Raw genomic sequence first — 22,838 nt, forward strand, 5'->3', positions numbered from 1 at the left:
GCAGCAAAGCCACACACCCCATAGAACCCTGCAATCCTTAATAAGATTGGGGGCGTCCTAACGATTTGTCAACTCTTTCGAGAATTCTAAATAAATGGACACGACCTTGTGTTTGACGTTAATTTAGGAATGAAGGTCTAAGTCACCCCCGGCGGCGCGAGGCGAGAAGGCCGCCGAGAAGGGCCAGCAGGGTGAGCGCCGCGGGAACTATCAGACCGAAGCGGGAGAAAGCTGTGGGCTCTCCCGCTCTTGGCAAGGGCGAGAGTGCAACGCCGGTTTCGCCTAGGGGGAGGCGGGCCGCCTCCCGTCCGCGGGAGTCAAAACTTGCGGAAATGCCGGTCTGTGCGGCCCGGGCGAGGGGCAGCCCTTCCTCCACCGCGCGCAGCCGGGCGGCGGCGAGGTGCTGGTAAGGGCCGGCGGAGATGCCGAACCAGGCGTCGTTGGTGATGTTCAGCAGCCAGCCCGGCCGCTCCGCCCCGACCACCGCGCCGGGGAAGATCACCTCGTAGCAGATGAGCGGTCCCGCCGGCGGCAGGCCGGGCAGGGGCAGCGCCACCGGCCCCGGCCCCGCGCCGAAATCCACCCCGCCCCGGATTACCCGGATCGGCAGCAGGCCGGAGAGCGGCATGTACTCGCCGAAGGGCACGAGATGGGACTTGTCGTAGAGCGCGGCCACCTCCGCGTCCGGCCCCAGGGCGACGAGGCTGTTGAACAGCTTGCTCGCCCGCCGGTCCGGGCCCCATTCCGCGCGCACCGTGCCGGCCAGCAGCAGTCCGTCCGGCGGCAGGGCCGCGGCCGCGATCCGCCGCGCCTCGGGATCGTCCGCCAGGAGGAAGGGACTCGCCGTCTCCGGCCAGATGATGACGGGGCGCGTGCCCGGCGCCTCCCGCAACGCCGCCTCCGCCCCCTCGCGGCTCAGCTCGAGGTAGCGGCGGAAGATCGGCCAGCGCGTCTCCTCCCGCCACTTCGCCTCCTGCGCCACATTGCCCTGCACGAGCACGAGGGTGACCGGGAGCGGCTCGGGTTCCGCCGGCCAGAGCCGCGCGGCGCCGAAGCCCGCGAAGGCCAGCATCGCCGCCAGCCCGCCCGCCATCGCCCGCCGCCCGAGCAGCGGCGTGCAGGCCAGCAGCACGGTGACGAGGGAGAGCCCGTGCGCGCCGATCACCGAGGCCGCCTGCACGGGCAGGGCGGCGAAGGCCCAGACCGAGCCGAGCAGGTTCCAGGGGAAGCCCGTGAAGGCCCAGCCGCGCACGAATTCCGCCAGTACCCAGCCGCCCGCCAGCACCAGCGCCCGCGGCCAGCCCGGCCGGGCGCGCCAGGCGAGCACCGCCGGGATCGCGCTGTAGATCCCCATCCAGAGGGCGAGCAGCGGCACCGCGAGCGGGACGAGCCACCAGAGCCGCTCCGCCTCCGTGAGGATGGAGTAGGTGATCCAGTAGAGGCCGACGGTGTGGTGTCCCCATCCGAAGGCCCAGCCGATCAGCGCCGCGCGCTTCCACCCCTCCGCCCGGCCGAGCAGGACGAGCAGGCCGGGCAGGGCGAGCAGCAGCAAGGGGATGAGATGGAGCGGCGGCATGGCCAGCGCGGCCAGCCCGCCCAGGCCGAAAGCCGTGACGAGCCCGCGCCAGCCGGCGCGCGACTCCAAGTGCCGGATCAATCGCTGCACGGCTCTCTGCTTACTCCGCCGCCCGCGACGCGGCCTGCCCCGTCCCGTCCGGGCCCGCGAGGCCCGGTGCGGCGCCGCCGGAGAGATCACCCGCCGGCGCGGCCGGGCGGCGCACCCTGATGCGCCGGATGCGGCGCGGATCGCTCTCCAGCACCCGGAACTCCAGCCCGGTGGAGTGCGAGACCAGCTCCCCCCGCGCGGGCACGCGCCCGGCCAGGGTGAAGACGAGCCCGCCCACCGTGTCGATGTCCTGGTTGCGCTCCTCGGTCGTCAGCACCTCGCCCATCCGGGCCTCGAAGTCCTCGACCTTCATGCGGGCGTCGAGGTCGAGGCTGCCATCCGGCCGCTCGGTGAACTGGGGCTGCACCTCCTCGTCGTGCTCGTCCGAGATGTCGCCGACGATCGTCTCGACGAGGTCCTCGATCGTCACCAGCCCGTCGATGCCGCCGTACTCGTCGACGACGAGCGCCATATGCGTGCGCCCCTCGCGCATCTGCAGCAGCAGGTCCAGCACGGGCACCTGGGGCACGACGAAAAGGAGGGGGCGGAGCACCGCCTCCAGCGAGAAGGGCTCGCCATCCTGCCCCACCGCGGCGAAGACGTCCTTTATGTGGATCATGCCGCGGATGTCGTCGAGATCGCCGTTATAGACGGGGAAGCGGCTGTGGCCCTCGCGCTGGATCAGCCGGATCGCCTCGTCCAGCGTCAGGTCGCAGGGCATGCCGATGATGTCGGCGCGGGGGATCATCACGTCCACCGCGGTCTTGTTCCGCAGCTTCAGCACGTTGCCGAGGATGACGCGCTCGTTCATGTCCAGCGCGTCGGCGGTGGGCTCGCCCTCCTCCTCGCCCTCGACCAGCGCCTCCACCTGGTCGCGCACGCTCTCGGCCTCGCGCCGGCGGAGCAGGCCCTGGAACTTCCAGAGCAGGCTGTTGCGGTCCGGTGCCTGGCGATCGCTCATGCCACGCCCCTCCAGGGATTGGGCAAGGCGAGCCGGCGCATGATCCGCGCCTCCGCCCTCTCCATACGCCGCGCCTCGCCCGCATGCAGGTGATCGTGGCCCAGCAGGTGCAGCACGCCGTGGGCGACGAGATGGGAGAGATGCGCCATCACGCTCCGCCCGGCCACCCGCGCCTCACGCCGGACGACGCCGAGCGCCAGCGCCACGTCCCCGGGCAGGCCGGGATGGAGCGGGGGGAAGGAGAGGACGTTGGTGGGCTTCACCTTGCCCCGGTGATCGCCGTTCAGGCGCTTCACCTGGTGATCGCCCGTCAGCAGGACGGTGACGGCAGCGATGCCGTCCTCATCCGGCCCGCCCTCGGCGAAGGCGGCCGCGGCCGCGCGGCGCGCGACCTCCTGCACGCGGGGCACGGCGGACCGCCATGCGGGGTCCTCCAGCACCACCTCGATGTCGAAACCGCACCCGGCATCCTCGCCGGGTGCTCCGTAGATCGGCCCAGCGGCTTCACCGCCGGGCGGGCGACTGCCCACCTCTTCCCTACTCCCTGAATTTCCCGCGCGGGGCGGGGCGGCTGTCGGAGGAGCTGATCCGCCCCTCCGCTTCCGCACGGCCATAAGCCGAGACGATCCGCCCGACCAGGGGATGCCGTACCACATCCGCCTCCCCGAAGCGCGTGATGCCGATGCCGTCCACCCCGTCGAGGATGGAGAGCGCCTCCACCAGCCCGGACTTCTGCCCCGGCGGCAGGTCCACCTGAGAGGGGTCGCCCGTGATCACCATCCGCGTGCCCTCGCCCATGCGGGTGAGGAACATCTTCATCTGGGCCGGCGTGGTGTTCTGCGCCTCGTCCAGGATGGCGAAGGCGTGGGCGAGGGTCCGGCCGCGCATGAAGGCCAGCGGCGCGATCTCGATCTCGCCCGAGACGAGGCGGCGCGCCACCTGGTCGGCCGGCATCATGTCGTGCAGCGCGTCGTAGAGGGGGCGGAGATAGGGATCGACCTTCTCCTTCATGTCGCCGGGCAGGAAGCCCAGCCGCTCCCCGGCCTCGACCGCGGGGCGGGAGAGGATGATCCGGTCCACGCGCCCCGCCATCAGCAGCGCGACGCCCTGCGCCACGGCCAGGTAGGTCTTGCCCGTGCCCGCGGGCCCGACGCCGAAGACCATCTCCTGGTTCTGGAGCATGTCCATGTAGCCCGCCTGCGTCCGGCTGCGCGGGGCGATGGCGCCCTTGCGCGTGCGGATCGCCGGCATGTCGGCCAGCGGCAGCCGCGGGTCCTCCGCGGGCCCGTCCGCCATGCGAAGCGCCGCCTCGACCTCGGCCATTCCCGTCACGTCCCCTCTCTCGATTCGCTGCCAGAGCGACCGCAGCACCGATTCCGCCAGCCCCGTCGCCTCGGCCCCGCCGCTGATCGTCGCCCGGTTGCCGCGGGACGCGATCCGGACACCCAATCGCTGCTCGATGCGCGAGAGGTGCCGGTCGTGCTCCCCGTAGAGCATCGGCAACAGCGCGTTGTCGTCGAAGCTCAGGGTCACGGTCCGCGGCGCGTCCGGCGGGAAGCCGGGGCGGGCCAGGTCACGAAGACCGGGCGAGCGGGGCTCGGGCCGGAGGGCGATCCCCCCGGCGGGGGCGGCGATCTGGGTCAAGCGGCGGCGGACTCCTCATGCGCCATGGTTGCGGAGAGAGAATTGGGGAGCGCGGCCCGCAATTGCATCGAGACCACGGCGCCCACCGGGGCTGCGCCGGTTGCATGAACCGGCTGGAGCCACGGGCTGCGGCCCGCCACCTGGCCGGGATGCCGCCCCGCGCCGGTGACGAGCACATCCACCACGCGCCCGACGCAGGCGCGGTTGAAGGCGTCCTGCTGCTCCCGCAGCACGGCCTGGAGGGCCTGGAGGCGCGCGTCCTTCTCCGCCTCCGGCACGAGCCCCGCCATGGAGGCGGCCGGCGTGCCCGGGCGGGCGGAGTACTTGAAGGAATAGGCGCCCGCGAAGCCGACGCGCTCGACCAGCCGCATCGTCGCCTCGAAATCGGCCGCCCTCTCGCCGGGATGGCCCACGATGAAGTCGGAGGTCAGCGCCAGGTCCGGCCGGGCCTCGCGCAGCCGGTCCGCGAGGCGGAGGTAGAGATCCGCCTTGTGCCCCCGGTTCATCGCGGCCAGCACCCCGTCCGATCCGCTCTGCACGGGAAGGTGCAGGTAGGGCATCAGGGCGGGGATCTCCCCGTGGGCCGCGATGAGATCGTCGTCCATGTCGCGCGGGTGGCTCGTCGTGTAGCGCAGACGGGCAACGCCGGGGATCTCGGCCAGTTCCCGCAACAACCGCGCGAGGCGCCAGCTGTTGCCGCCGGGCGACTCTCCTTCCCAGGCATTCACGTTCTGCCCGAGCAGCGCGATCTCCCGCGCGCCGCCCGCCGCGAGCTGCCGCGCCTCCGCGATGATGGCCGCGGCCGGGCGGGAGAACTCGGCCCCGCGGGTGTAGGGCACCACGCAGAAGGAGCAGAACTTGTCGCAGCCCTCCTGGATCGTGAGGAAGGCGACGGGGCCCTGGGATGCCCGGGCCTCGGGCAGGTGGTCGAACTTGTCCTCGGCCGGGAAGTCCGTCTCGATCACCGCGCCCGCCGCGCGGGAGGCGCGCGCCACCATCTCCGGCAGGCGGTGATAGGTCTGCGGGCCGAGCACGATGTCCACCCAGGGCGCGCGCGCGGTGATCTCCGCGCCCTCGGCCTGGGCGACGCAGCCGGCCACCGCGATCACGGTCTGGCGTCCCTCGGCGGCGCGGGCCTTCTTCGTCTCGCGCAGGCGGCCGAGATCGGAGAAGACCTTCTCGCTCGCCTTCTCCCGGATGTGGCAGGTGTTGAGGATGACCATATCGGCCTCCTCCGCGCTCTCGGTCGGCGCGTAACCCAGCGGGGCCAGGATGTCGGCCATCCGCCCGCTGTCATAGACGTTCATCTGGCAGCCCCAGGTGCGGATCAGGAGCTTGCGGGTGGATTTGCCGGCGGGTGCGGCCGCCCCCTTTACGGGGGCCGGACCGGCCGGAATGGGGCCGGTGGAGCTGCTCATGCGGAGAAAGACCCTCTCGTTCCAGAACCGGGGGTCCTGGGCCGGGGGGATGTGCGGCGCTGGGCCTTCCAGGTCAAGAAAAGCCCGGGCGCGGCGTGAGTGGCGCGTCCATGGGGGGAGCGTTGCGGGGCCGGACGATTCCCGTCAAGCCGGAAGCGCCGTGCGCACGGGAAGGGGATGCGGCTCGCGATTCTGGCGCAGGGTGGCGGCGCCCTCCGCCACCGTCGCCTCCGCCGCGGCCGAGAGCGCCTTTCGGTTCGGGATGGCGCCGGGCTCCAGCGGCTCGTGCAGCAGGATCGTCGCGCGCAGCCCGGCATGGCGGCAGAGGCGCCAGGCATGCGGGCCGATCGACATGTCCCCGTACCAGGCGAAGAGCGGCCGGTCCCGCCGGCAGGCCGGCAGGCCGCCGAGCCGGTCATAGGCGACGGAGACGGGCTGGATCGCCGCCGCCGCATCCGCCACCGCGAGGAAGGAGGAGCGGAAGGGCAGCACACGCGTGCCGTCCGAGCTCGTGCCCTCCGGGAAGAGGATGAGGGAATCGCCCTTGCCCAGCCGGTCCCGCATCTCCTTCGCCTCGTCCCCCGTGCGCCCGCGCGAGCGGGAGACGAAGACGGTGCGCCCGAGCCGCGCCACCAGCCCGATCAGCGGCCAGCGCCCGACCTCGGCCTTGGAGACGAAGGCCGCGTCCAGCGTCGCGCCGAGGACGAGGATGTCGAGCCAGGACGAGTGGTTGGCGAGGAAGAGGGTGCGCGGCGCCTCGCTCCGCTCCCCCACCACGCGGATCCGCATCCCGATCAGGAAGCAGAAGACCCGCCAGTAGACGCGGGCGAAGACCACCTTCCCCCGCCCGGGCAGGGCGATCAGCAGGGCCTGGACCGGCATGGCGAGCAGGGTCCAGAGCGTTGCCATGATCATCCGCCTGATGGCGCGGAAGCGGCCGCCGAGCGGGCGGTCCCCCATCACGTCGAAGAGGCGCCCGCCCGGCACGATGCGGCGAAAGCGGAGGGGCTTGCGCCGGCGAAGCCGGCTCGGCGGGACCAGGGCCTCGGCAGGGTCGCGGATAGCGGCGTCCATGTCGTCCGGGTTAGCCCGGTGCCCGGGGCACGTCCATGGCGGGCGGATGAAACCGGCGTGACGCGGGCTATTCGGACCGCCGTGACGACGGGCTACTCGGACCGCTGTGATGCGGGCTATTCGCCCGTGCCGCCCAGCTTGCGCTCGTAGTGCCTGTAGTACTTGGCCGTGACCTGATCAGTCTTCACGACCACGCAGACATCGGTGGTGTTGAACTGCCGGTCCACCACCGCGCCATCCCCCACGAAGCCGCCCAGGCGGAGATAGCCCTTCACCAGCGGCGGGAGATCAGCGAGCACGCGGCGCGAATCGATCGCCGCGGGGTCCATGCGGTCCATCGGGACGTAGAGGTCGGGCAGCGCGCGCGGACGCAGATGGGGCGGCGCCAAGTGGTTCGCGTGGAGGTAGGTCAGCGGCTCGGCCAGCGCATCCGGGTCCGTGCCCGGGAGGGAGGCGCAGCCGAACATCAGGGCGATCCGGTGGTGAAAGACATAGGCCGCGATGCCCTGCCATAGGAGCTGCAGCGTGCCGCGCGTGCGGTAGCCCTCGTCCACGCAGGAGCGCCCGAGCTCCAGCAGCCCGCCATCGAGGTCGAGGATCGGCGAGAGGTCGTATTCGGAGGCCGAGTAGAACCTCCCCACCCGCTCCGCCGCCGGGCTGCGGATCAGCCGGTAGGTCCCGACCACCGCCTCCGCCCCCTCGCCCCGGGCATGGTCGAGCACGAGGAGGTGGTCGGCCACGGGGTCATAGGCATCGGCGTCCAGCCGCGTGCTGGCGGTGACGGCGTCGGGGCGGGCGCCCATCTCCTCGTAGAAGACGCGCCAGCGGAGCGCCTGGGCCGCCCGCACCTCCGCCGCGCTCTCCGCGATCCGGATGCCCAGGCTGCCGCTGCGGAGTTCCTCGAAGGCGAGGGCCGGCTCGCTCATTCCCCGTCCTTCTTCGAGGCCGGGGCGGCGGAGCGGCGCTTCGCCTCCGCCGCCGCGAGGGCGGGGTCCTTGCGGCCGAACAGCTCCAGCCTCTGCTGGACGAGGGTGAAGCCGTAGCGCGCCGCGATGGACTGGACGAGGCGCTCGTACTCCTCGTCCTCGAACTCGATGACCGTGCCCGTCTCGATGTCGATGAGGTGGTGGTGCTGCCCGCGGTCGGCGGGGTCGTAGCGCGAGCGCCCGCCGCCGAAGTCCCGCCGCTCCAGGATGCCCTTCTCCTCCAGCAGCCGCACGGTGCGATACACCGTGGCGATGGAGACCTTGCTGTCGAGCGCGATGGCGCGGCGGTACAGCTCCTCCACGTCCGGATGGTCCTCCGCCTCGGAGAGGACGCGCGCGATCAGACGGCGCTGGCCGGTCATCTTCAGGCCGCGCTCGATGCAGAGCCGCTCGATCCGGGTCGGGTCGGCCTTCTGCGGGTCCTTGCGCGGCGGCGCCTTGGCGCTGGTTGGGCTGGCGTGATCCATGGTCATCCCGTTCGGGCGCAGACTACATCGCCCATGGCTCCGGCGCCAAACGGGCCGGGGAGGCGCCTCCGCGGGCGCCTTCCTGCCCGCTGCGCGGCGGGGGAGGCCGGGCGCCCTGCCGCCCGTCCGGGTTTCAGTCCTTCGCCGCCCGGCCGCGGCGGGCCGAGCGCGGGCGCGTGCCGAGGCCGATCTTCTTGGCGAGCGAGGAGCGGTGCGAGGCATAGGCGGGCGCGACCATGGGGTAGTCGGGCGGCAGGCCCCATCGCTCGCGATACTGCTCCGGCGTCATGTTGTAGGCGGTCTTGAGGTGGCGCTTCAGCATCTTCAGCTTCTTGCCGTCCTCGAGGCAGACGAGATACTCGGGCGTCACGCTCCGCTTGACGGACACCGCCGGCTCCGGCCGGCTCGGCGGCGCCACCTCCACGGGGCGGCCGAGGCCGGCGAGGGTGCGGTGCACATTCTCGATCAGCCCGGAGAGTTCCGACACTGGCACGGGGTTGTTGGAGACGTGAGCGGCCACGATCTGCGCCGTCAGCCCCAGGACACTTCCCTCCGCGCTCTCCCGCGCCGAAGACGCGCCGTCCGCCGCCATAGCCACTCCTCTCGATTGCGCGGGGTGAATGCACCCCGGGGGTGAGTGCACCCCGGGGGTAAACGACACCCCGAAATAACGAGCCCTTGTCACTCTGCCCGATTCGGAGAAGATCTACCGCTTTTATGGACACCGGGACAGAGAAGATTGAATGCTGCCCCATGAGGAGCAAGAAATGACCCTGTCCAGAATGGAACACAACCACGGCGCGACTTGCGAACTGGACATCTCCCGCGAGACCTGCCCCATGACCTTCGTCCGCACCCGCCTCGCCCTCGACCGCATGGCGGCGGGCGAGGTTCTCCTGGTTACCCTCCGCGGCGAGGAGCCCCGCCGCAACGTACCCCGCACCGCCACGGAGCAGGGCCATGCCGTGCTGGCCGAGGAGGAGGGGCCGGACGGAACCGCGCGCCTCTGGATCAGGAAGGCGGGGTGATGCGCAGGACCAGCGCATCGGTGCCGTCGGTGTAGTAGCGCCGCCGCCGTCCCACCTCCGCAGCCCCTGCGCGGGCATAGAGGGCGCGCGCCGGCGCGTTCGCCTCCGAGACTTCGAGGAAGAGAACCTCAGCGCCCCGGCGCCCGGCCTCCCCTGCCGCCGCGGCCAGCAACGCCGTGCCCAGCCCGCGCTGCCGCGCCTCGGGATCGACGGCGATGGTGAGGATTTCCGCCTCCCCAGCCAGGCTGCGCGCCAGGACGAAGCCGAGGGGCGCCCCGTCCCCCGCCACCAGCCCGAATCCGCCCTCCAGCCCCAGCATCGTCCCCAGCGCCACCACGCCCCATCGCTCGTCCGGCGGAAAGGCGCGCGCGTGCAGGGCGGCCAGCAGCGGCAGGTCCGAGGCGGCGACGGGCCGGATCGCGGCCCCCGGCGGGGAGGGGGCGCTCACCCCGGGGCGGCCCGCAGCGCCAGCGGCTCGGCCCGCAGCGCCAGCGGCTCGGCATAGAGCGGCACCGCGGCGCGCGGCGCCTCGCCCCGCGCCATCCGCCGCGCGGCGGCGCTCGCCACCGCCGCGGCGGCGGGCAGGCGTTCGCCCGAGAGCAGGGCGTCCGCGCCCCTTGCCCGCAGCCTCGCCGCGGCCGGCGCCGCCGCATCGCCCACCAGCACCACCGGCCCGGCGGGGAGGGGAAGGGCGGTTTCCTCCAGCATCACCGGGGGCTCGCCGGCGCGCTCCAGCACCAGCCCGCCGCGCCCGGCGAAGGTGACGGACCAAACGGCCCGGCCCTCGGAGAGGGCGGGGAAAAGCGCCTCGGCCAGGGCCTCCCCCGTCGTCACGCCGAGCAGCGGCACGCCCCACCCGTCCGCGAGGCCGCGCCCGAGCGCGATCGCGGCGCGAATCCCGGTGAAGCCGCCCGGCCCCACCGACACGGCCACCGCATCGGGGAGGGGAGGGGAGGCCTGGCGGAGAACGGCGTCCACCAGCGCCGGCAGGGCGGCCGGCTGCCCGCGCGCGCCGTCCCGCCGCGCCTCGGCCAGCACCGAGCCGTCCTGCCACAGCGCCGCGGAGGCGCGCGCCAGCGCCCCGTCCAGCCCCAGCACACGCATGCGACCCCTCCCTCACGGCCCATTGGGCTCGCCGCCCATGCCACGCCGCCCGCCCCGCCGCCAGGACCCGTGCCGCCCCGCCCGTTTGCGGCCATTCTCGTTGCGATGTAGAATTGTCCGGCATCGAATCCCAGGAGTGGTCATGGCGCACCGTATCAGCGACCGGGTGGACGACCTCCTGGAGATGGTGCTCGCCCTCAAGCGCGAGGTGGCGCAGGCGGGGCACTGGGCCGATGCCGCCACGCCGAACCTCGCGCGGGCCGTTGCCGCCTCGCTCGCCGCCACCGGCCCCCGGCGCCTGTCGCAGCCCTATGAGGAGCTGGTGCCCGGCATCATCTTCGGCTTCCAGCAGGACTCCAGGCCGGACCTCCAGCTGCGCCCGGCAGCGGAGGGAGCGCTTGAGATCACCTTGCGGCAGCGCACGAGCAGCGGCTGGGTGACGATCGAGATGGAATGGAGCGCGGCCGCCGTAAGGGTGAAGCGCAAGCTCTCCCTTCTCCTGCGGGGTAGCTCGCCCGAGCCGCTGGTGCTCAACTCCACGCTTCGCCGCATCGGCCCGGGCGATGCCGTGGTGGACGTGCCCGGCAGCCCTGTCACCCTCGGCCCCGAGCCCTCGTTTCACGTCGTGGAGTTCACGCCTTCGGAGGGCGGTGGCGCGGCCCCGGGCAATGCGCAGGACGTCGGCTACTCCTACCGGGCGATCCTGTTCTGCCCCGTGCAGCCCTTCAGCATGACGCTGACGGAGCTCAGCCTCCGCTGACCCCCGTCCCGCCCCGCCGCGCGAGGAAGAATTCCCGGAGCAGCGCGGCGGATTCGCTCTCCCTCACGCCCCCCACCACCTCCGGGGCGTGATGGCAGGAGGGGGCGGAGAGGACCCGCGCCCCGTGCTCCACGCCCCCGCCCTTCGGGTCATAGGCCCCGAAGACGACGCGCCTCACCCGGAAGAAGGAGGCCGCCTGGGCGCACATGGGGCAGGGCTCCAGCGTCACCCAGAGCGTGCAGTCCTCCAGCCACTTGCGCCCCCTCGCCGCCGCGGCGGCGCGCAGGGCGAGCATCTCGGCATGGGCGGAGGGATCGTGGCGGGCCTCCACCTCGTTGCCCGCGCGGGACAGCACGGCGCCGCGCGCATCCGTCACCACCGCGCCCACCGGAACCTCCTCCCGCGCGGCGGCCGCGCGTGCCTCCTCCATCGCCAGCGCCATCGGCGCCCCCTCCGCCATCGCTCCCCTCCGCGCCTTCCCCCGCACGCGCGGCTTGTGGCCGCGCCCTTCCAGGCTCTACCAACCGCTCCATGACCGCACGACCCCTGATCGGCCTGACCCTCGATGCCGAGGAACCCGGCGGATACTCCAAGCTGCCGTGGTACGCGCTGCGCCAGAACTACTTCGCGGCCATCACCGCCGCCGGAGGGCTGCCCATCGCCCTTCCGCACGACGCGGCGCTGGCCGACGACTATCTCGACCGGCTCGACGGCCTCCTCGTCACCGGCGGGGCCTTCGACGTGGACCCCGCCATGTATGGCGGCGGCCCCCGCCACGACACGGTGGTGCTCAAGGAGGGGCGCACGGCCTTCGAGATCGCCATCCTGCGCGGGGCGCTGCGGCGGGACATCCCCGTGCTCGGCATCTGCGGCGGGGAGCAGCTCCTGGCCGTGGCGCTGGGCGGCACGCTCATCCAGCACATCCCGGACGCGGTGCCGGACGCCCTGGCCCATGAGCAGCCCAATCCCCGCACCGAGCCCGGGCACGAGGTGGAGCTGACGCCCGGCACCCTTCTCTCCCGCATCATCGGCGCGCCCGCCATGGCGGTGAACTCCGCCCACCACCAGGCCGTGGACCGGCCGGGGGAGGGCGCCATCGTCAACGCCCGCGCGCCGGACGGGGTGGTGGAGGGGCTGGAGCACCCGGGCTACCGCTTCTGCCTCGGCGTGCAGTGGCACCCCGAATACACGGTGGACCCCCGGGACCAGGCGATCCTTGACGCCTTCGTCGAGGCCGCCCGCCACACCGGCGCCGCCCGGGCCGCCGCCGCATGAGCGAGGAGGACACGGGCAATCCCGAGCGCGGCGAGCGCATCGCCAAGTGGCTGGCCCGCGCCGGCGTGGCCAGCCGCCGGGACGCCGAGGCGCTGATCGAGGAGGGCCTCGTCACCCTCAACGGCCGCCGGGTGGAGACGCCCGCCACCTTCGTCGCGGAGGGCGATGTCGTCCTCGTCCGCGGCCAGCGCGTGGGGGCGGCCGAGCCCACGCGCCTCTTCCGCTACCACAAGCCGGACGGGCTGGTGACCACCCACAAGGACCCGCAGGGCCGCCCCACGGTGTTCGAGAAGCTGCCCGCCGGCCTGCCCCGCCTCGTCTCCGTCGGCCGGCTGGACCTGACGAGCGAGGGGCTGCTGCTGCTGACGAATGACGGCGCGTTGGCAAGGCGGCTGGAGCTGCCCTCCAACGGTTGGCTCCGACGCTACCGCGTGCGCGTGCATGGCCGCGTGAACGAGGGCGCGCTCGCCTGGCTCGCCCGCGGCATCACCGTGGATGGCGTGAAGTACGGCCCCATCCAGGCGGGGCTGGACAGCCGCCAGGGGACGAATGCCTGGCTGACCGTCTCCCTCCAGGAGGGCAAGAACCGCGAGATCCGCCGCGTGATGCAGCACCTGGAGCTGCATGTGACGCGCCTCATCCGCGTGGCCTACGGCCCCTTCCAGCTCGGCACCCTGCCGCCCGGCGCGGTGGAGGAGGTGAATGCCCGCACCATGCGCGAGCAGCTCGGCATCCGCTCCGCCGCGCCCCGCATCCAGCGCGGCACCGAGCGCACGGAACTGCCGCCCGAGCCCGCCCCGCCCCGCGCCCGGCCGCCGCGCGCCCGCCGCGCCGGCGACCCGCACCGGACGCCCTGGGGCGCGAAGCCGCGCACGGAGTGAGCCTGTCTCTCCCCTGCGCACGCCCGGGAGGCGGGCCGTGAGGATCGTCTCCGGCCGCTGGCGGGGCCGCGCCCTGCAGGCGCCGTCGGGGGCCACCACCCGGCCGACGGCCGACCGCGTGCGCCAGGCCCTCTTCGATTCGCTCTGGCACGCTCCCTGGGCCGGGCGCGGCGCGATCGAGGGCGCGACGGTGCTCGACGCCTTCGCCGGGACGGGCGCGCTCGGGCTGGAAGCCCTCTCCCGCGGGGCGGCGCGCGCCGTGTTCATGGAGGAGGACCGCGCGGCCCTGGCAGCACTGCGCGCCAACATCGCCGCGCTGAAGGCCGAGCCCCTCGCACGCGTCATCCCCGGCGATCTCCGCCGCCCGCCGCGGGCCGATGCGCCCTGCGGGCTGGTCTTCCTCGATCCGCCTTATGGCCGGGATCTCGGCGGCACCGCCCTGGCCGCCCTCTGCGGCGCGGGCTGGGTCGCGCCCGGCGCGCTGGCCTGCCTGGAGATCGGCAGGGAGGAGGCGCCGCCGCCGCTTCCGGACTGGCGGCTTCTCGCGGAGCGGGCGCACGGGGCGGCGCGCATCCTCATCCTGCGGAGAGAGTAGCCACCCGCGATGGGCGGAGGCGGCGCACCATTCCCACGTGCTCTCCATTATTTGATAACCAGTCCCAACCTAGCCTGAGGCCAGGCGAGAGAGCGGGGGGCGAAAGGGTTGATCGGGGCGCGAATCCGGAAATCCGAGCCGCTGCCGGAGGTCGTTGCCTGGCGCCGCACCGACGCCACCTTCGGGCAGCCGGGCTCCCTGGTCATCGGCAGCCTGGCCATGACCATGCTCGGCACCGCCTGCTATGTCCGGACCGGGGCGCCCTGGCTGGCGGGATGGTCGGCCGCGACCCTCGTGGTCCTCCTCGCGCGCCTTCTGCTGGCCCGCGCCTACTGGCGGCAGGAACCCCGGCAGGACCCGGAACTCTGGGCCCGGCGCTTCACCATCGGCGCCTGGAGCACGGGCATCCTCTGGGCCGTCATCAGCGTTGTCATGGTGACGGAAGGCGATCCGCTCACGCATCTCCTCGTCCTCGCGGTGCAGGGCGGCTTCTTCGCCGGCGCCGCCGCGCGCAACAGCCCCTTGCCGGCCGCCGCGCAGGGAACCCTCGCCCTCGGCCTCGGGCCCATGCTGCTCGCCTGCCTCGTCAACGGCGAGCCGACCTACCTCCTCCTCGGCTGCTTCGTCTTCCTGCACCTCATGGCAGGGATCGGCGTGGCCCGCTTCCTCGGCAGGCAGACGGTGGGGCTCCTCCTCTCGAACGAGGAGAAAGCCGAACTGGTCCGGGAGATCGGCCGCGCGAATGCCGGGCTGGCCGAGGCGAACGCCCGGCTGGAGGCGATCGCGAGCACCGACGCGCTGACGGGGCTGACGAATCGCCGCGGCTTCGACACCGCCCTGCAGGCCCTCTGGAGCCGCGCCGCGCAGGACGGAAGCCATCTCGCCCTCGCGCTGATCGACGTGGACCGATTCAAGCAGTTCAACGACCGGCTCGGCCACCCGGCGGGGGATGCCTGCCTGCGCGCCCTCGGCCAGGCGCTGCAGGGCGCCGTGCGGCAGGGGGGCGACATCGTCGCGCGCTATGGCGGGGAGGAGATGGCTGTCCTCCTGCCCGGCATGGACGCGGAGGCCGCGATGGGGATCGCAGAGCGGCTTCGGCTCTCGGTGGAGGAACTGCGGATCGCGCATCCGAGCGCGCCCTTCGGCCGGGTCACGGTCAGCGTCGGCGTGGCCTCCCTCGTGCCGGATGAGGCGGGCAGTCCCGCCATCCTGCTCGCCCGGGCCGATACGGCGCTCTATGCCGCGAAGGCGGGCGGCCGGAACTGCGCGAGCCTGGCCGAGGCGGCCTGAGCGGCGGCCCGGTCAGCCATTTGACGGAGCTGTCCCCGCCAGCACGGCGCGGGCCTGGGCCGCATCCGCCGCGATCGCCGCCTTCAACTCGTCCAGCCCCGCGAAGACGGCGTCCTCGCGAAGGAAGCGGTGCAGCCGGACCCCGATCTCCTGGCCGTAGAGATCGCCGGACCAGTCGAAGAGATGCGTCTCCAGCCGCGTCTCGGGATCGCCGCCCAGGGTCGGGCGGCGCCCCACATTCGCCACCCCCGGCACGACCGACCCGTCCGGCAGCGAGGCGAGGACGGCATAGACCCCGCGCGCCGGCTCCAGGTGGCGGCCGAGCCAGATATTCGCCGTCGGCCAGCCCAGCTCCCGCCCGAGATGGTCGCCGTGGAACACCGTTCCCCGGACTTCCCAGTCGCGCCCGAGCAGGGCCGCGGCGCGCTCGGGATAGCCGTCCTGCAGGGCGCGGCGGATCCGGGTGCTGCTGATCGGGCCCGCCGCATCCGCGATCGGCGGCACGACGGAGAGGCCGATCCCGTGCCGCTCCGCCCATCCCGCCAGGAAGGCCACGTCGCCGCCGCGCCGGTGGCCGAAGGCGAAATCAGCCCCGCAGGCCAGGTGGCGCGCGCCCAGCCCCCGGCGCAGCACGGCGTCGAGGAACTCCTCCGCCTCCATGGCCGCGAGGGCGGAATCGAAGGGAACGGCATGGACATGGGCGCATCCCGCCGCCGCCAGGGCCGCTGCCTTGGCGGGCAGCAGGGTCAGGCGGAAGGGCGGGTCCTGCGGGCGGAAGTGCTCGCGCGGATGCGGCTCGAAGGTGAGGGCGGCGAGGGGGAGGTCCGGCCGGCCCCCATGGGCGGCGGCCAGCACCGCCCGGTGCCCCCGGTGCACCCCGTCGAGATTGCCCAGGGCCACGGTCCCGCCCCGCGCGGCCTGCGGCAGCGCGCGCCAGTCCGTCCAGACATGACAAGTCATGGCCGGAAGGGTCAGGCCTGCGCCACGCGCTCGATCCAGCGCGTCACCTCCGGCGGGCGGAAGGCGGCGAGCATGTCGAGCGACTGCGCCGGGCTGTCCGCCGTGAGGGAAAGGAGGCGGTGCTCCGCCCGCACGAAGCCCGCCGTCACCATCCCGTCGAGCATGTCGTTCAGCCCGGACCAGTAGCCCTTCACGTCGAGGAACACGGTTCCCTTCCGGTGCAGGCCGAGCTGGGACCAGGTGAGGACCTCGAAGGCCTCCTCCAGCGTGCCGAAGCCGCCGGGGAGCACCACGAAGCCGTCCGACAGCTTCGCCATCAGCGCCTTGCGCTCGTGCATGGAGGAGACGACGTGCAGCCGGGTGACGGAGCCGTGCCCGAGCTCTCGCTGCATCAGGTGCTCCGGGATCACCCCGTCCACCTCCGCCCCGGCTTCCAGCGCGGCATCGGCCACCACGCCCATCAGCCCGACCTTGCCGCCGCCATAGACGAGGCCGAGGCCGCGGGCGGCGATCTCATGGCCCAGCGCCCGGGCGGCCTCGGCGAAGGCGGGGTCGGTGCCGGGGTTCGCGCCGCAGAAGACGCAGACCTTCTTCATCTCGATGCTCATCTGGCCAATGTGGCACCGCGGAAGGCCGCTATCCAGCCGGGGAGGGGGAACGAATGGGAGGGGGGCGGCATGGACAAGCGCCAGCCCCGGCGCGAGAACCGCCGCCACCCACGGACCCCCTCCACGCGAAAGGACGACGCGCCCATGCCCCAGACCCGGATCGGCACCAGCGAGGCCCTGCTGGAGGAGCTGCGCGGCTGGGTCCTGTACGAGACGCCGACCACCGACCCGGCCGCCGTGAACGGGCTGATGGACAGGGCCGAGGCCGAGCTGCGCGCCGCCGGCGCGGTGGTGGAGCGCATTCCCGGGCGGGACGGCTACGGCGACAACCTCATCGCCCGCACGCCCCCGAACCCTGCGACGGGCAACCGCCCGCCCGTCGTCATTGCCGGCCATCTCGACACGGTGTGGGACAACGGCACGCTCGCCTCATCCATGCCCTGGAAGATCGAGGGCGAGCGCGCCTACGGCCCCGGCATCTACGACATGAAGGCGGGCTCCTTCCTCGCCTTCCACGCGCTGCGCGAGATCCTGCGCCAGGGGGTCGCCACGCGCAGCCCGATCACCCTGCTCCTCACCCCGGACGAGGAGGTGGGCAGCCCGACCTCGCGCGACATCATCGAGCGCGAGGCGCGCGGCGCCGCCGCCGTGCTGATCCCCGAGCCCGCGGGCAATCCGGGCGGCGCCTGCGTCACCGCGCGCAAGGGCGTGGGGCGGTTCGTGGTGAAGATCCAGGGCGTCTCCGCCCATGCCGGCGGCAACTGGACGGAGGGGCGCAGCGCCGTGGTGGCCCTGGCCGAGCTGATCGGGAAGGTCCACGCCATGGTGGACCTGGCCGGCGGCACCACGACCAATGTCGCCCCGGTCTGGGGCGGCACGCGCCCCAACGTCATCCCGCCCGAGGCCGGCTGCGAGATCGACCTCCGCGTGGCCACCGTGGCGGACGGGGAGCGGATGGAGCGGGAGATCATGGCCCTGGCCGGGGAGAGGGACGGCATCACCATCACCATCGAGGGCGGCATGAACCGCCCCTCCTTCGCCGAGAACCCGGATATCCTGAACCTCTACGAGCGCGCGCGGAGGCTGGCGCGCGAGGCGGGCTACGAGCTGCCGAAGCAGCATCGCGGCGGCGGCTCGGACGGCAACTTCACCGCCGCCATGGGCGTCCCGACGCTGGACGGGCTGGGCTGCACCGGCGCGGGCGCGCACGCGCCGAACGAGCACATCCTCTGGCGGGACCTCGCCCCGCGCGGGCAGGTGATCGTGGGGCTGCTGGAGACCCTTTGATCCCGGTGCGGCGGAGGCCTGCCCCGCCGGGAGCGGGCCTCGCCGGGCGGATCAGCGCCCGAAGCCGGGTGGGAGGTCCGGGTAGCCGCCGGGCTGTGGCACCGTGATCTGCGGGAAGATGGTCATGGGCAGGGGCGGCGCGGCGAGGTCGGCGGGCGCGGGGCCGCAACCCGGGCGGAGGGCCCCGCAATCCCACCGAAAGCCGTCAGGGCGCCCCACGATGCTTCCGCCGCGCTCGAAGCGGCACGCGCAGAGCGTTCCCGCGAGGCAGGCCACGATGCCCTCCCGCGCCGCGTTGCAGACGAGCATGGGCGGTGCGCGGTGCGGGAAGACGTCGCCCGCCACCTCCTGCGCCCCCGCCGCGGCCGGGACGAGGAGGAAGAGGGCCAGGGCGGCGGATCGAGGGCGGCGCATCCTGCCCGTCGTAGCGCGGCCGATGCTGCCAAACCGCTAACCGGCTCGCGGCCACCGCCCCGCGAACGCGCTCCGCCACCCTTGCGGTGCGATCCAGGGCGGTGCCCGGCAGGAGAACAGCGAATTCCTCGCCACCCTAGCGGGCCGTGAGGTCGCTCGGGCGCATCTGCGCGTCGAGATACTTCGCCACCAGCCGCAGGACCGCTTCCCCGATCTGGTGCCCCCAGGTGTCGTTCGCGCGCTTGCAATGATCCGCGTCGAGGCTGAGCAAAAAGTTCCGATTTGAGAAGAAAAGTAGGAAGGCGTTCTGAAACCGCGCGGCCTCCCACCTTTCCGGATGGTCCGTGGCGCCGGTTCCGGGGAGGCTGCGCCTCCCCGTCCCGGGGCCGGTCAGAACCGGAAGCGCGTCCCCACCAGCGCGGTTCGCCCCGCGATGGCGAAGCCGTTCGCCGGCTCGAAGTCGCTGTCCGTCAGGTTGCGCCCTTCCAGGAACAGCGCCACCGGCTCCGTTACCTGCCAGGTGGCGGTTAGGTTGAACACCGCGCCCGCCTTGTTGTCCCGCGCCGCCGTGAAGGCCGTGCCGTTGTCGGCATAGGAGGCGAAGGCGCCCTCGCGCGAGCGGCCGTAGAGGATCAGCTCCGGCGCGATGGTCACGCCCTCCACCGGGCGGATGCTCGCATTGAGGGCGAGCTGCTGCTCCGGCCGGCGGGCCAGGCGCTCGCCGGTGAGGGCGTCGCGCGCGTCGGTGATCGTGTAGGCGATGTTCGCCGTCAGCCAGCGCGCGGGGCGCAGCGTGGCGGTGAACTCCGCCCCCTTGATGCGCGCGCGGTCCACGTTCTCCAGCGTGTCGAAGCCGGCGTTGAAGTTGATGAGGTCGCGCACGCGATTCCTGAAATAGGTGGCGCCGAGCGTCACGGCGTCGCGCTGCTGCGCGAGCGGGATGTCGAACTCCACCCCCACTTCCCAGCCGCGGGAGGTCTCGGGCTGGAGGTTCGGGTTGCCCTGGAAGAAGCCCTCGATCCGGCCGTAGCGCTGGTAGAGGGAGGGCGCCTTGAAGGCCGTGCCGTAGGAGGCGCGGAGGCGCGCGGAAACCTCCGGCACCGCCAGCACGCCGCCCAGGCGCCAGGTGGTGTGGGTGCCGTAGTCCTCGGCCGAATCCGTGCGGAAGCCGGCGGAGAGGTCGAGGCGGCGGAACAGCCGCACCTGGTATCCCGCATGACCCGCGGTGCTCGTCGCATCCGCGTCCACCGTCGTGCGGAAGAAGGCGCTGCCGGAGGCCTGGCGCACCTCCTCGCGCTCATGCGTCACGCCGAAGGCGAGCTGGCTGGCGTCCAGGATGCCGGCATCGGGCAGCCTCACTTGATTGCCCCAGTCGAGCACCGTGCGCTCGCCGCGGTAGAGATCGTCCGTCGTCGAGAGGTCGAGGCTGTCGGCGAGGTTGGAGTAGCGGCGGCGGTCCACGGTGCGGGCGGCGCGGAAGCCCGTGGTCCAGGCATCGATCGGCTTGCCCTCGGCGCGGATCTGGCCGGTGTAGCGGCGGTCCTCGAAGGAGTAGTTGGGGTCGTCCTCCGGCACGTTGTCGAGCCCGCCATGGTTCTCCCGCCAGTTGGCCAGGCCCTCCAGGCGGAAGCGGTCGCTCGGCGTCCAGCCCAGCCGGGCGGTGGCGGTGGTGCCGCGGAAGCCGTCCTTCTCCCGCGTGTCGCGCTGGAAGCGCGAGGGTGTGGCGTCGGTGCCCCGGGTGGAGAGGCTGCGGAGGGAGAGGAGGTAGTCGAACTCACGCACCGTGCCCGCCACGCCCGCGCCGCCGCGGAGCGTGCGGTTGCTGCCGCCCGCGAGCTCGCCGAAGGCCTCGATCGCGCGGTTGCGCGGGGCGCGGCGGGTGACGATGTTGATCACCCCGCCGATCGCGCCCGAGCCGTAGAGCGAGGAGGCCGGGCCGCGCAGCACCTCGATCCGCTCCACCTCCAGCCCCAGGAGGTCGTTGCCGAAGTTGAAGGCGCCGTTGGGCTCGGAGGCGTCGTTCACCGGCACGCCGTCCAGCAGGACGAGGGCGTGGCGGGAAGCGGTGCCGCGGATGAAGGCGCTGGCCGGCTGGCCGAGCCCGCCGGACTGGATGAGGGCGAGTCCGGGCACGGCCACCAGCGCCTCGGACAGGGTCTGGTAGCCGCGCTCCTCGATCGTCCGGCGGTCGATCACGGTCACGGCGCCGGGCACGCGCTCGATGGGGGTGGGGATGCGGGTGGCGGTCACCACCGTCTCGGCAACGGCCGCGCTGGGCTCGGTCACGGGCGGGGTGCCGGCGCCCTGGGCCAGGGCGGGCGCGCAGAGGGGCAGGGAGAGGCAGGTGAAGGAGAGAAGGAGGCGTCGCATCGGGTAGTCCTCAGCCGAGCGGTCACGATCGGCCGCGCGCCATCCGGGAGGACGGCACGCGGCGGTGGACGCGGTTCTCGCCAGCGGAAGGGGCGGGTGAAGGCCCCCTGTCCAAAGGTCCGTTGCGCCGGTGCACCTCGCCCGGCACGCGCGAGACAGCTCTGCGCCGGCCGGTCTCCTGGCTCGCGGCCCCGCCTCCCGCCTTCTCGCGGCCCCTCTCATCGGGGCGCCGCAATGGCACTGGGGAGCGGATCGGCCGCCTACAGTTGCGAGGGCAGCTGCGGATGAGCGCCAGGGCCTTGTGGGGACCAGGGCGCGTCGCGCATTCCCGTTTCAGCCCTTTCGGGCCACCGGCGCATGGGCGGCCTGTAGCCCAGCTCCGGCGGGTGGGGGAGGTACTCTCGCTGCCCCGCCGCGCCTCTGCCGCCCGGTGTGTTCCCTAGAACACGAAGCCGATCGCCCCGAAGCCGAGCCAGAACAGGGCGCCCAGCACCGCGGTCGCGAAGAGGCAGCCGAGGATGGTGAGCGCGATCCCCCAGCCCATCACCTTGCTGTCGTGCTCCACCAGCCCGAGCGCCATGACGATGTTGCCGAAGGCAGGCGGCCCGTTGGTGCCGGGGCCGGGCAGGATGAGCATGATCGCCACATAGACCGTCAGCCAGCCGAAGAGCCGGTCCCCGAAGGGGGTGGTGAAGGGGCCGGGCCGGGGGCGGACGAGGCGCTCGACCTTCTGCAGCCACTTGGAGGAAGCCCCGGCCAGGCGCAGCAGGTCCGCGCGCCGGATGGAGCGGCGCGCCATGAAGGCCGGCAGGCGCGGCACCCTGCGCCCGAGCCCCATCTGCGCGCCGAGCAGCAGCATGGGCAGGCCGAAGACGCTCGCCATGCCCGGGAGGAGGGAGGGGAGCAGCAGGAGGAGGATCAGCAGGCCGAAGGCGCGGTCGCCGAACGCCTCGGCCATCTCGCCCAGCGTGATCCGCTCCCCCGGGCAGGCCGCCGCCACTTCCGCCACGATGCGCGAGATGGGTGCCGCCTCCGCATGCGCCGGCTCGCAGGGGCCGGGCAGGGGGGATCGCACGGTATCGTCCAGCAAAGCGCGTTCCTCTCACGGTTGGCCGGCGACCCGGCCCGCGGCCCAGGCGCAATCTAGGCCGATGGGCCGCGCACCCAAGGGCGGAACGGTCGATAGCGGCGCATTCCGGCCGAAAAGAGGCCGCTGTCTCCCCCTGCCCACGGCCAGCCCGGCCGTGGCATGTCCCCCGATGTACCGGGCCGTCCTGCCCGGCGCCGACAAGGAGCGGCGCCCGAACAGGACCGTGGCCCGCCTGGCCCTTTCCTCCCCGGCCTTCCTCCCTGGCGCGCAAGGGCCCAAGTGGCGGGGATGCGGGACGTGGACATCGCGCTGTGCCTGGCGGTGGATGCCTCCTCCTCCGTCGATCACGACGAGTTCGGGCTGATGATGGGCGGGCTGGCCGAGGCCTTCCGCGATCCCGCGGTGGCCGGGGCCGCGACGGGCGGGCCGCGCGGGGCGGCGGCGGTGGCGCTCCTTCTCTGGTCCGGGCCGGGGGCGCAGGCAGTGGCCGTGCACTGGATGACGCTCGCCGATGCCGCCGGCGCGGCCGCCCTGGCCGATGCCATCGACGCCGCGCCCCGCCTCGTCCCCGCCGGGGCCACGGCGCTGGGGGAGGGGCTGGCCGCCGCCCTGCGCCTGCTGGCCGGGTTCCCCGGCGATGCGGCGCGGCAGGTGGTGGACCTCTCCGGCGACGGGGCGGGAAACGCCGGCATCCCCTCCGCCCCCGTGCGGGACGCCGGGGTCTCGGCCGGGGTGGTGATCAACGCCCTGGCCGTGGTGAACGAGGAGCCGGACCTGCCCGCCCACTACGCCGCCCAGGTGATCGGCGGGCCCGGCGCCTTTGTCATGGAATGCGCCGACTACGCCGACTTCGCCGCGGCGATCCGCCGCAAGCTGGTGCGGGAGCTGCGGGGCGCGCTGACGGCCTGAGCGGGCGGCATCCCTCGGCCGCTTCCGGGCGTTGCCCTCTCCAGAATGACC

26 protein-coding genes and 1 riboswitch are annotated in these 22,838 nt (G+C 73.2%); of the genes, 8 read left to right on the forward strand and 18 right to left on the reverse strand.

What is annotated here, in order from left to right:
- Window positions 1-142 precede the first annotated feature (142 nt).
- From lnt to FHS87_RS02395, 9 genes are all read right to left on the reverse strand, one after another.
- Window positions 143-1,666 (reverse strand): apolipoprotein N-acyltransferase, encoded by a 1,524-nt coding sequence (gene lnt, locus FHS87_RS02355; protein WP_312861854.1) that lies wholly within the window; start codon window positions 1,664-1,666, stop codon window positions 143-145.
- Window positions 1,667-1,676: 10 nt separating this feature from the next.
- On the reverse strand, window positions 1,677-2,627 hold the full coding sequence (locus tag FHS87_RS02360; RefSeq protein WP_184513496.1) for a hemolysin family protein: 951 nt from the start codon (window positions 2,625-2,627) through the stop codon (window positions 1,677-1,679).
- Window positions 2,624-3,157 (reverse strand): rRNA maturation RNase YbeY, encoded by a 534-nt coding sequence (ybeY, locus tag FHS87_RS02365; protein WP_312861855.1) that lies wholly within the window; start codon window positions 3,155-3,157, stop codon window positions 2,624-2,626. Before ybeY ends, FHS87_RS02360 begins: the two co-directional genes overlap by 4 nt.
- 7 nt (window positions 3,158-3,164) lie before the next feature.
- Window positions 3,165-4,124: a PhoH family protein gene (locus tag FHS87_RS02370; protein ID WP_184513972.1), complete on the reverse strand. Its 960-nt coding sequence runs from the start codon at window positions 4,122-4,124 to the stop codon at window positions 3,165-3,167.
- A 143-nt stretch (window positions 4,125-4,267) separates the two neighbouring features.
- Window positions 4,268-5,689 (reverse strand): tRNA (N6-isopentenyl adenosine(37)-C2)-methylthiotransferase MiaB, encoded by a 1,422-nt coding sequence (miaB, locus tag FHS87_RS02375; RefSeq protein WP_184513500.1) that lies wholly within the window; start codon window positions 5,687-5,689, stop codon window positions 4,268-4,270.
- Window positions 5,690-5,833: 144 nt separating this feature from the next.
- Window positions 5,834-6,763 (reverse strand): lysophospholipid acyltransferase family protein, encoded by a 930-nt coding sequence (locus tag FHS87_RS02380; protein WP_184513502.1) that lies wholly within the window; start codon window positions 6,761-6,763, stop codon window positions 5,834-5,836.
- A 116-nt stretch (window positions 6,764-6,879) separates the two neighbouring features.
- A complete protein-coding gene (locus tag FHS87_RS02385; RefSeq protein ID WP_184513504.1) occupies window positions 6,880-7,689 on the reverse strand; it encodes a GNAT family N-acetyltransferase in 810 nt (269 codons plus the stop codon).
- Window positions 7,686-8,111, reverse strand: coding sequence for a Fur family transcriptional regulator (locus FHS87_RS02390; protein ID WP_376766418.1), 426 nt, complete (start codon window positions 8,109-8,111; stop codon window positions 7,686-7,688). Before FHS87_RS02390 ends, FHS87_RS02385 begins: the two co-directional genes overlap by 4 nt.
- A 238-nt stretch (window positions 8,112-8,349) precedes the next feature.
- Entirely contained in the window at window positions 8,350-8,808 is a 459-nt protein-coding gene (locus FHS87_RS02395) for a MucR family transcriptional regulator (protein WP_184513508.1), read from the reverse strand.
- A gap of 175 nt (window positions 8,809-8,983) precedes the next feature.
- Here FHS87_RS02395 and FHS87_RS02400 point away from each other — a divergent pair, with 175 nt between their 5' ends.
- Window positions 8,984-9,244, forward strand: a complete 261-nt coding sequence (locus tag FHS87_RS02400; protein WP_246417779.1) for a sulfurtransferase TusA family protein — start codon at window positions 8,984-8,986, stop codon at window positions 9,242-9,244.
- Here FHS87_RS02400 and FHS87_RS02405 read toward each other — a convergent pair.
- Together FHS87_RS02405 and tsaB are read right to left on the reverse strand one after the other, a co-directional pair.
- Window positions 9,228-9,692 (reverse strand): GNAT family N-acetyltransferase, encoded by a 465-nt coding sequence (locus tag FHS87_RS02405; protein ID WP_312861856.1) that lies wholly within the window; start codon window positions 9,690-9,692, stop codon window positions 9,228-9,230. The two genes, FHS87_RS02400 and FHS87_RS02405, sit on opposite strands and share 17 nt — an antisense overlap.
- The gene (gene tsaB, locus FHS87_RS02410; protein ID WP_184513510.1) at window positions 9,689-10,348 is read right to left on the reverse strand and encodes a tRNA (adenosine(37)-N6)-threonylcarbamoyltransferase complex dimerization subunit type 1 TsaB; all 660 of its coding nucleotides are present in this window, start codon (window positions 10,346-10,348) and stop codon (window positions 9,689-9,691) included. The genes FHS87_RS02405 and tsaB overlap by 4 nt, the downstream gene beginning before the upstream one ends.
- Window positions 10,349-10,490: 142 nt before the next feature.
- Here tsaB and FHS87_RS02415 point away from each other — a divergent pair, with 142 nt between their 5' ends.
- Complete coding sequence (locus FHS87_RS02415) at window positions 10,491-11,108, forward strand: hypothetical protein (protein ID WP_184513512.1); 618 nt, start codon at window positions 10,491-10,493, stop codon at window positions 11,106-11,108.
- Here the strand turns inward: FHS87_RS02415 and FHS87_RS02420 are convergent.
- On the reverse strand, window positions 11,095-11,550 hold the full coding sequence (locus FHS87_RS02420; protein ID WP_184513975.1) for a nucleoside deaminase: 456 nt from the start codon (window positions 11,548-11,550) through the stop codon (window positions 11,095-11,097). The genes FHS87_RS02415 and FHS87_RS02420 overlap by 14 nt on opposite strands.
- An 89-nt stretch (window positions 11,551-11,639) precedes the next feature.
- On the opposite strand from FHS87_RS02420, the gene FHS87_RS02425 reads away from it, so the two are divergent.
- From FHS87_RS02425 to FHS87_RS02440, 4 genes are all read left to right on the forward strand, one after another.
- Window positions 11,640-12,383, forward strand: a complete 744-nt coding sequence (locus tag FHS87_RS02425; RefSeq protein WP_184513514.1) for a gamma-glutamyl-gamma-aminobutyrate hydrolase family protein — start codon at window positions 11,640-11,642, stop codon at window positions 12,381-12,383.
- Window positions 12,380-13,264 (forward strand): pseudouridine synthase, encoded by an 885-nt coding sequence (locus FHS87_RS02430; RefSeq protein WP_184513516.1) that lies wholly within the window; start codon window positions 12,380-12,382, stop codon window positions 13,262-13,264. The genes FHS87_RS02425 and FHS87_RS02430 overlap by 4 nt, the downstream gene beginning before the upstream one ends.
- Window positions 13,265-13,301: 37 nt before the next feature.
- Complete coding sequence (gene rsmD, locus FHS87_RS02435) at window positions 13,302-13,859, forward strand: 16S rRNA (guanine(966)-N(2))-methyltransferase RsmD (protein ID WP_184513518.1); 558 nt, start codon at window positions 13,302-13,304, stop codon at window positions 13,857-13,859.
- A 108-nt stretch (window positions 13,860-13,967) separates the two neighbouring features.
- Window positions 13,968-15,149, forward strand: coding sequence for a GGDEF domain-containing protein (locus tag FHS87_RS02440; protein WP_184513520.1), 1,182 nt, complete (start codon window positions 13,968-13,970; stop codon window positions 15,147-15,149).
- Between the two features lie 12 nt (window positions 15,150-15,161).
- Here the strand turns inward: FHS87_RS02440 and ribF are convergent, their stop codons facing one another.
- Complete coding sequence (gene ribF, locus FHS87_RS02445) at window positions 15,162-16,109, reverse strand: riboflavin biosynthesis protein RibF (protein WP_184513522.1); 948 nt, start codon at window positions 16,107-16,109, stop codon at window positions 15,162-15,164.
- Between the two features lie 11 nt (window positions 16,110-16,120).
- Complete coding sequence (locus FHS87_RS02450) at window positions 16,121-16,717, reverse strand: LOG family protein (RefSeq protein WP_246417780.1); 597 nt, start codon at window positions 16,715-16,717, stop codon at window positions 16,121-16,123.
- Window positions 16,718-16,861: 144 nt separating this feature from the next.
- On the opposite strand from FHS87_RS02450, the gene FHS87_RS02455 reads away from it, so the two are divergent.
- Window positions 16,862-18,004, forward strand: coding sequence for a M20 family metallopeptidase (locus tag FHS87_RS02455; protein ID WP_184513524.1), 1,143 nt, complete (start codon window positions 16,862-16,864; stop codon window positions 18,002-18,004).
- A gap of 51 nt (window positions 18,005-18,055) precedes the next feature.
- Here FHS87_RS02455 and FHS87_RS02460 read toward each other — a convergent pair whose 3' ends face one another.
- From FHS87_RS02460 to FHS87_RS02475, 4 genes are all read right to left on the reverse strand, one after another.
- Complete coding sequence (locus tag FHS87_RS02460; protein WP_184513526.1) at window positions 18,056-18,418, reverse strand: hypothetical protein; 363 nt, start codon at window positions 18,416-18,418, stop codon at window positions 18,056-18,058.
- A 136-nt stretch (window positions 18,419-18,554) separates the two neighbouring features.
- Window positions 18,555-18,689, reverse strand: a complete 135-nt coding sequence (locus FHS87_RS02465) for a diguanylate cyclase (protein WP_184513528.1) — start codon at window positions 18,687-18,689, stop codon at window positions 18,555-18,557.
- A 119-nt stretch (window positions 18,690-18,808) separates the two neighbouring features.
- Window positions 18,809-20,788, reverse strand: coding sequence for a TonB-dependent receptor plug domain-containing protein (locus FHS87_RS02470; protein ID WP_184513530.1), 1,980 nt, complete (start codon window positions 20,786-20,788; stop codon window positions 18,809-18,811).
- A gap of 151 nt (window positions 20,789-20,939) precedes the next feature.
- A riboswitch (cobalamin riboswitch) is annotated at window positions 20,940-21,158 on the reverse strand.
- A 69-nt stretch (window positions 21,159-21,227) separates the two neighbouring features.
- A complete protein-coding gene (locus tag FHS87_RS02475; RefSeq protein WP_246417781.1) occupies window positions 21,228-21,878 on the reverse strand; it encodes an exopolysaccharide biosynthesis protein in 651 nt (216 codons plus the stop codon).
- A gap of 288 nt (window positions 21,879-22,166) precedes the next feature.
- Between FHS87_RS02475 and FHS87_RS02480 the strand changes: the two genes are divergently transcribed.
- Window positions 22,167-22,787, forward strand: a complete 621-nt coding sequence (locus tag FHS87_RS02480) for a DUF1194 domain-containing protein (protein ID WP_184513532.1) — start codon at window positions 22,167-22,169, stop codon at window positions 22,785-22,787.
- Window positions 22,788-22,838: the final 51 nt, after the last annotated feature.

Source organism: Muricoccus pecuniae (assembly GCF_014199205.1).
Lineage (GTDB): Bacteria > Pseudomonadota > Alphaproteobacteria > Acetobacterales > Acetobacteraceae > Roseomonas > Roseomonas pecuniae.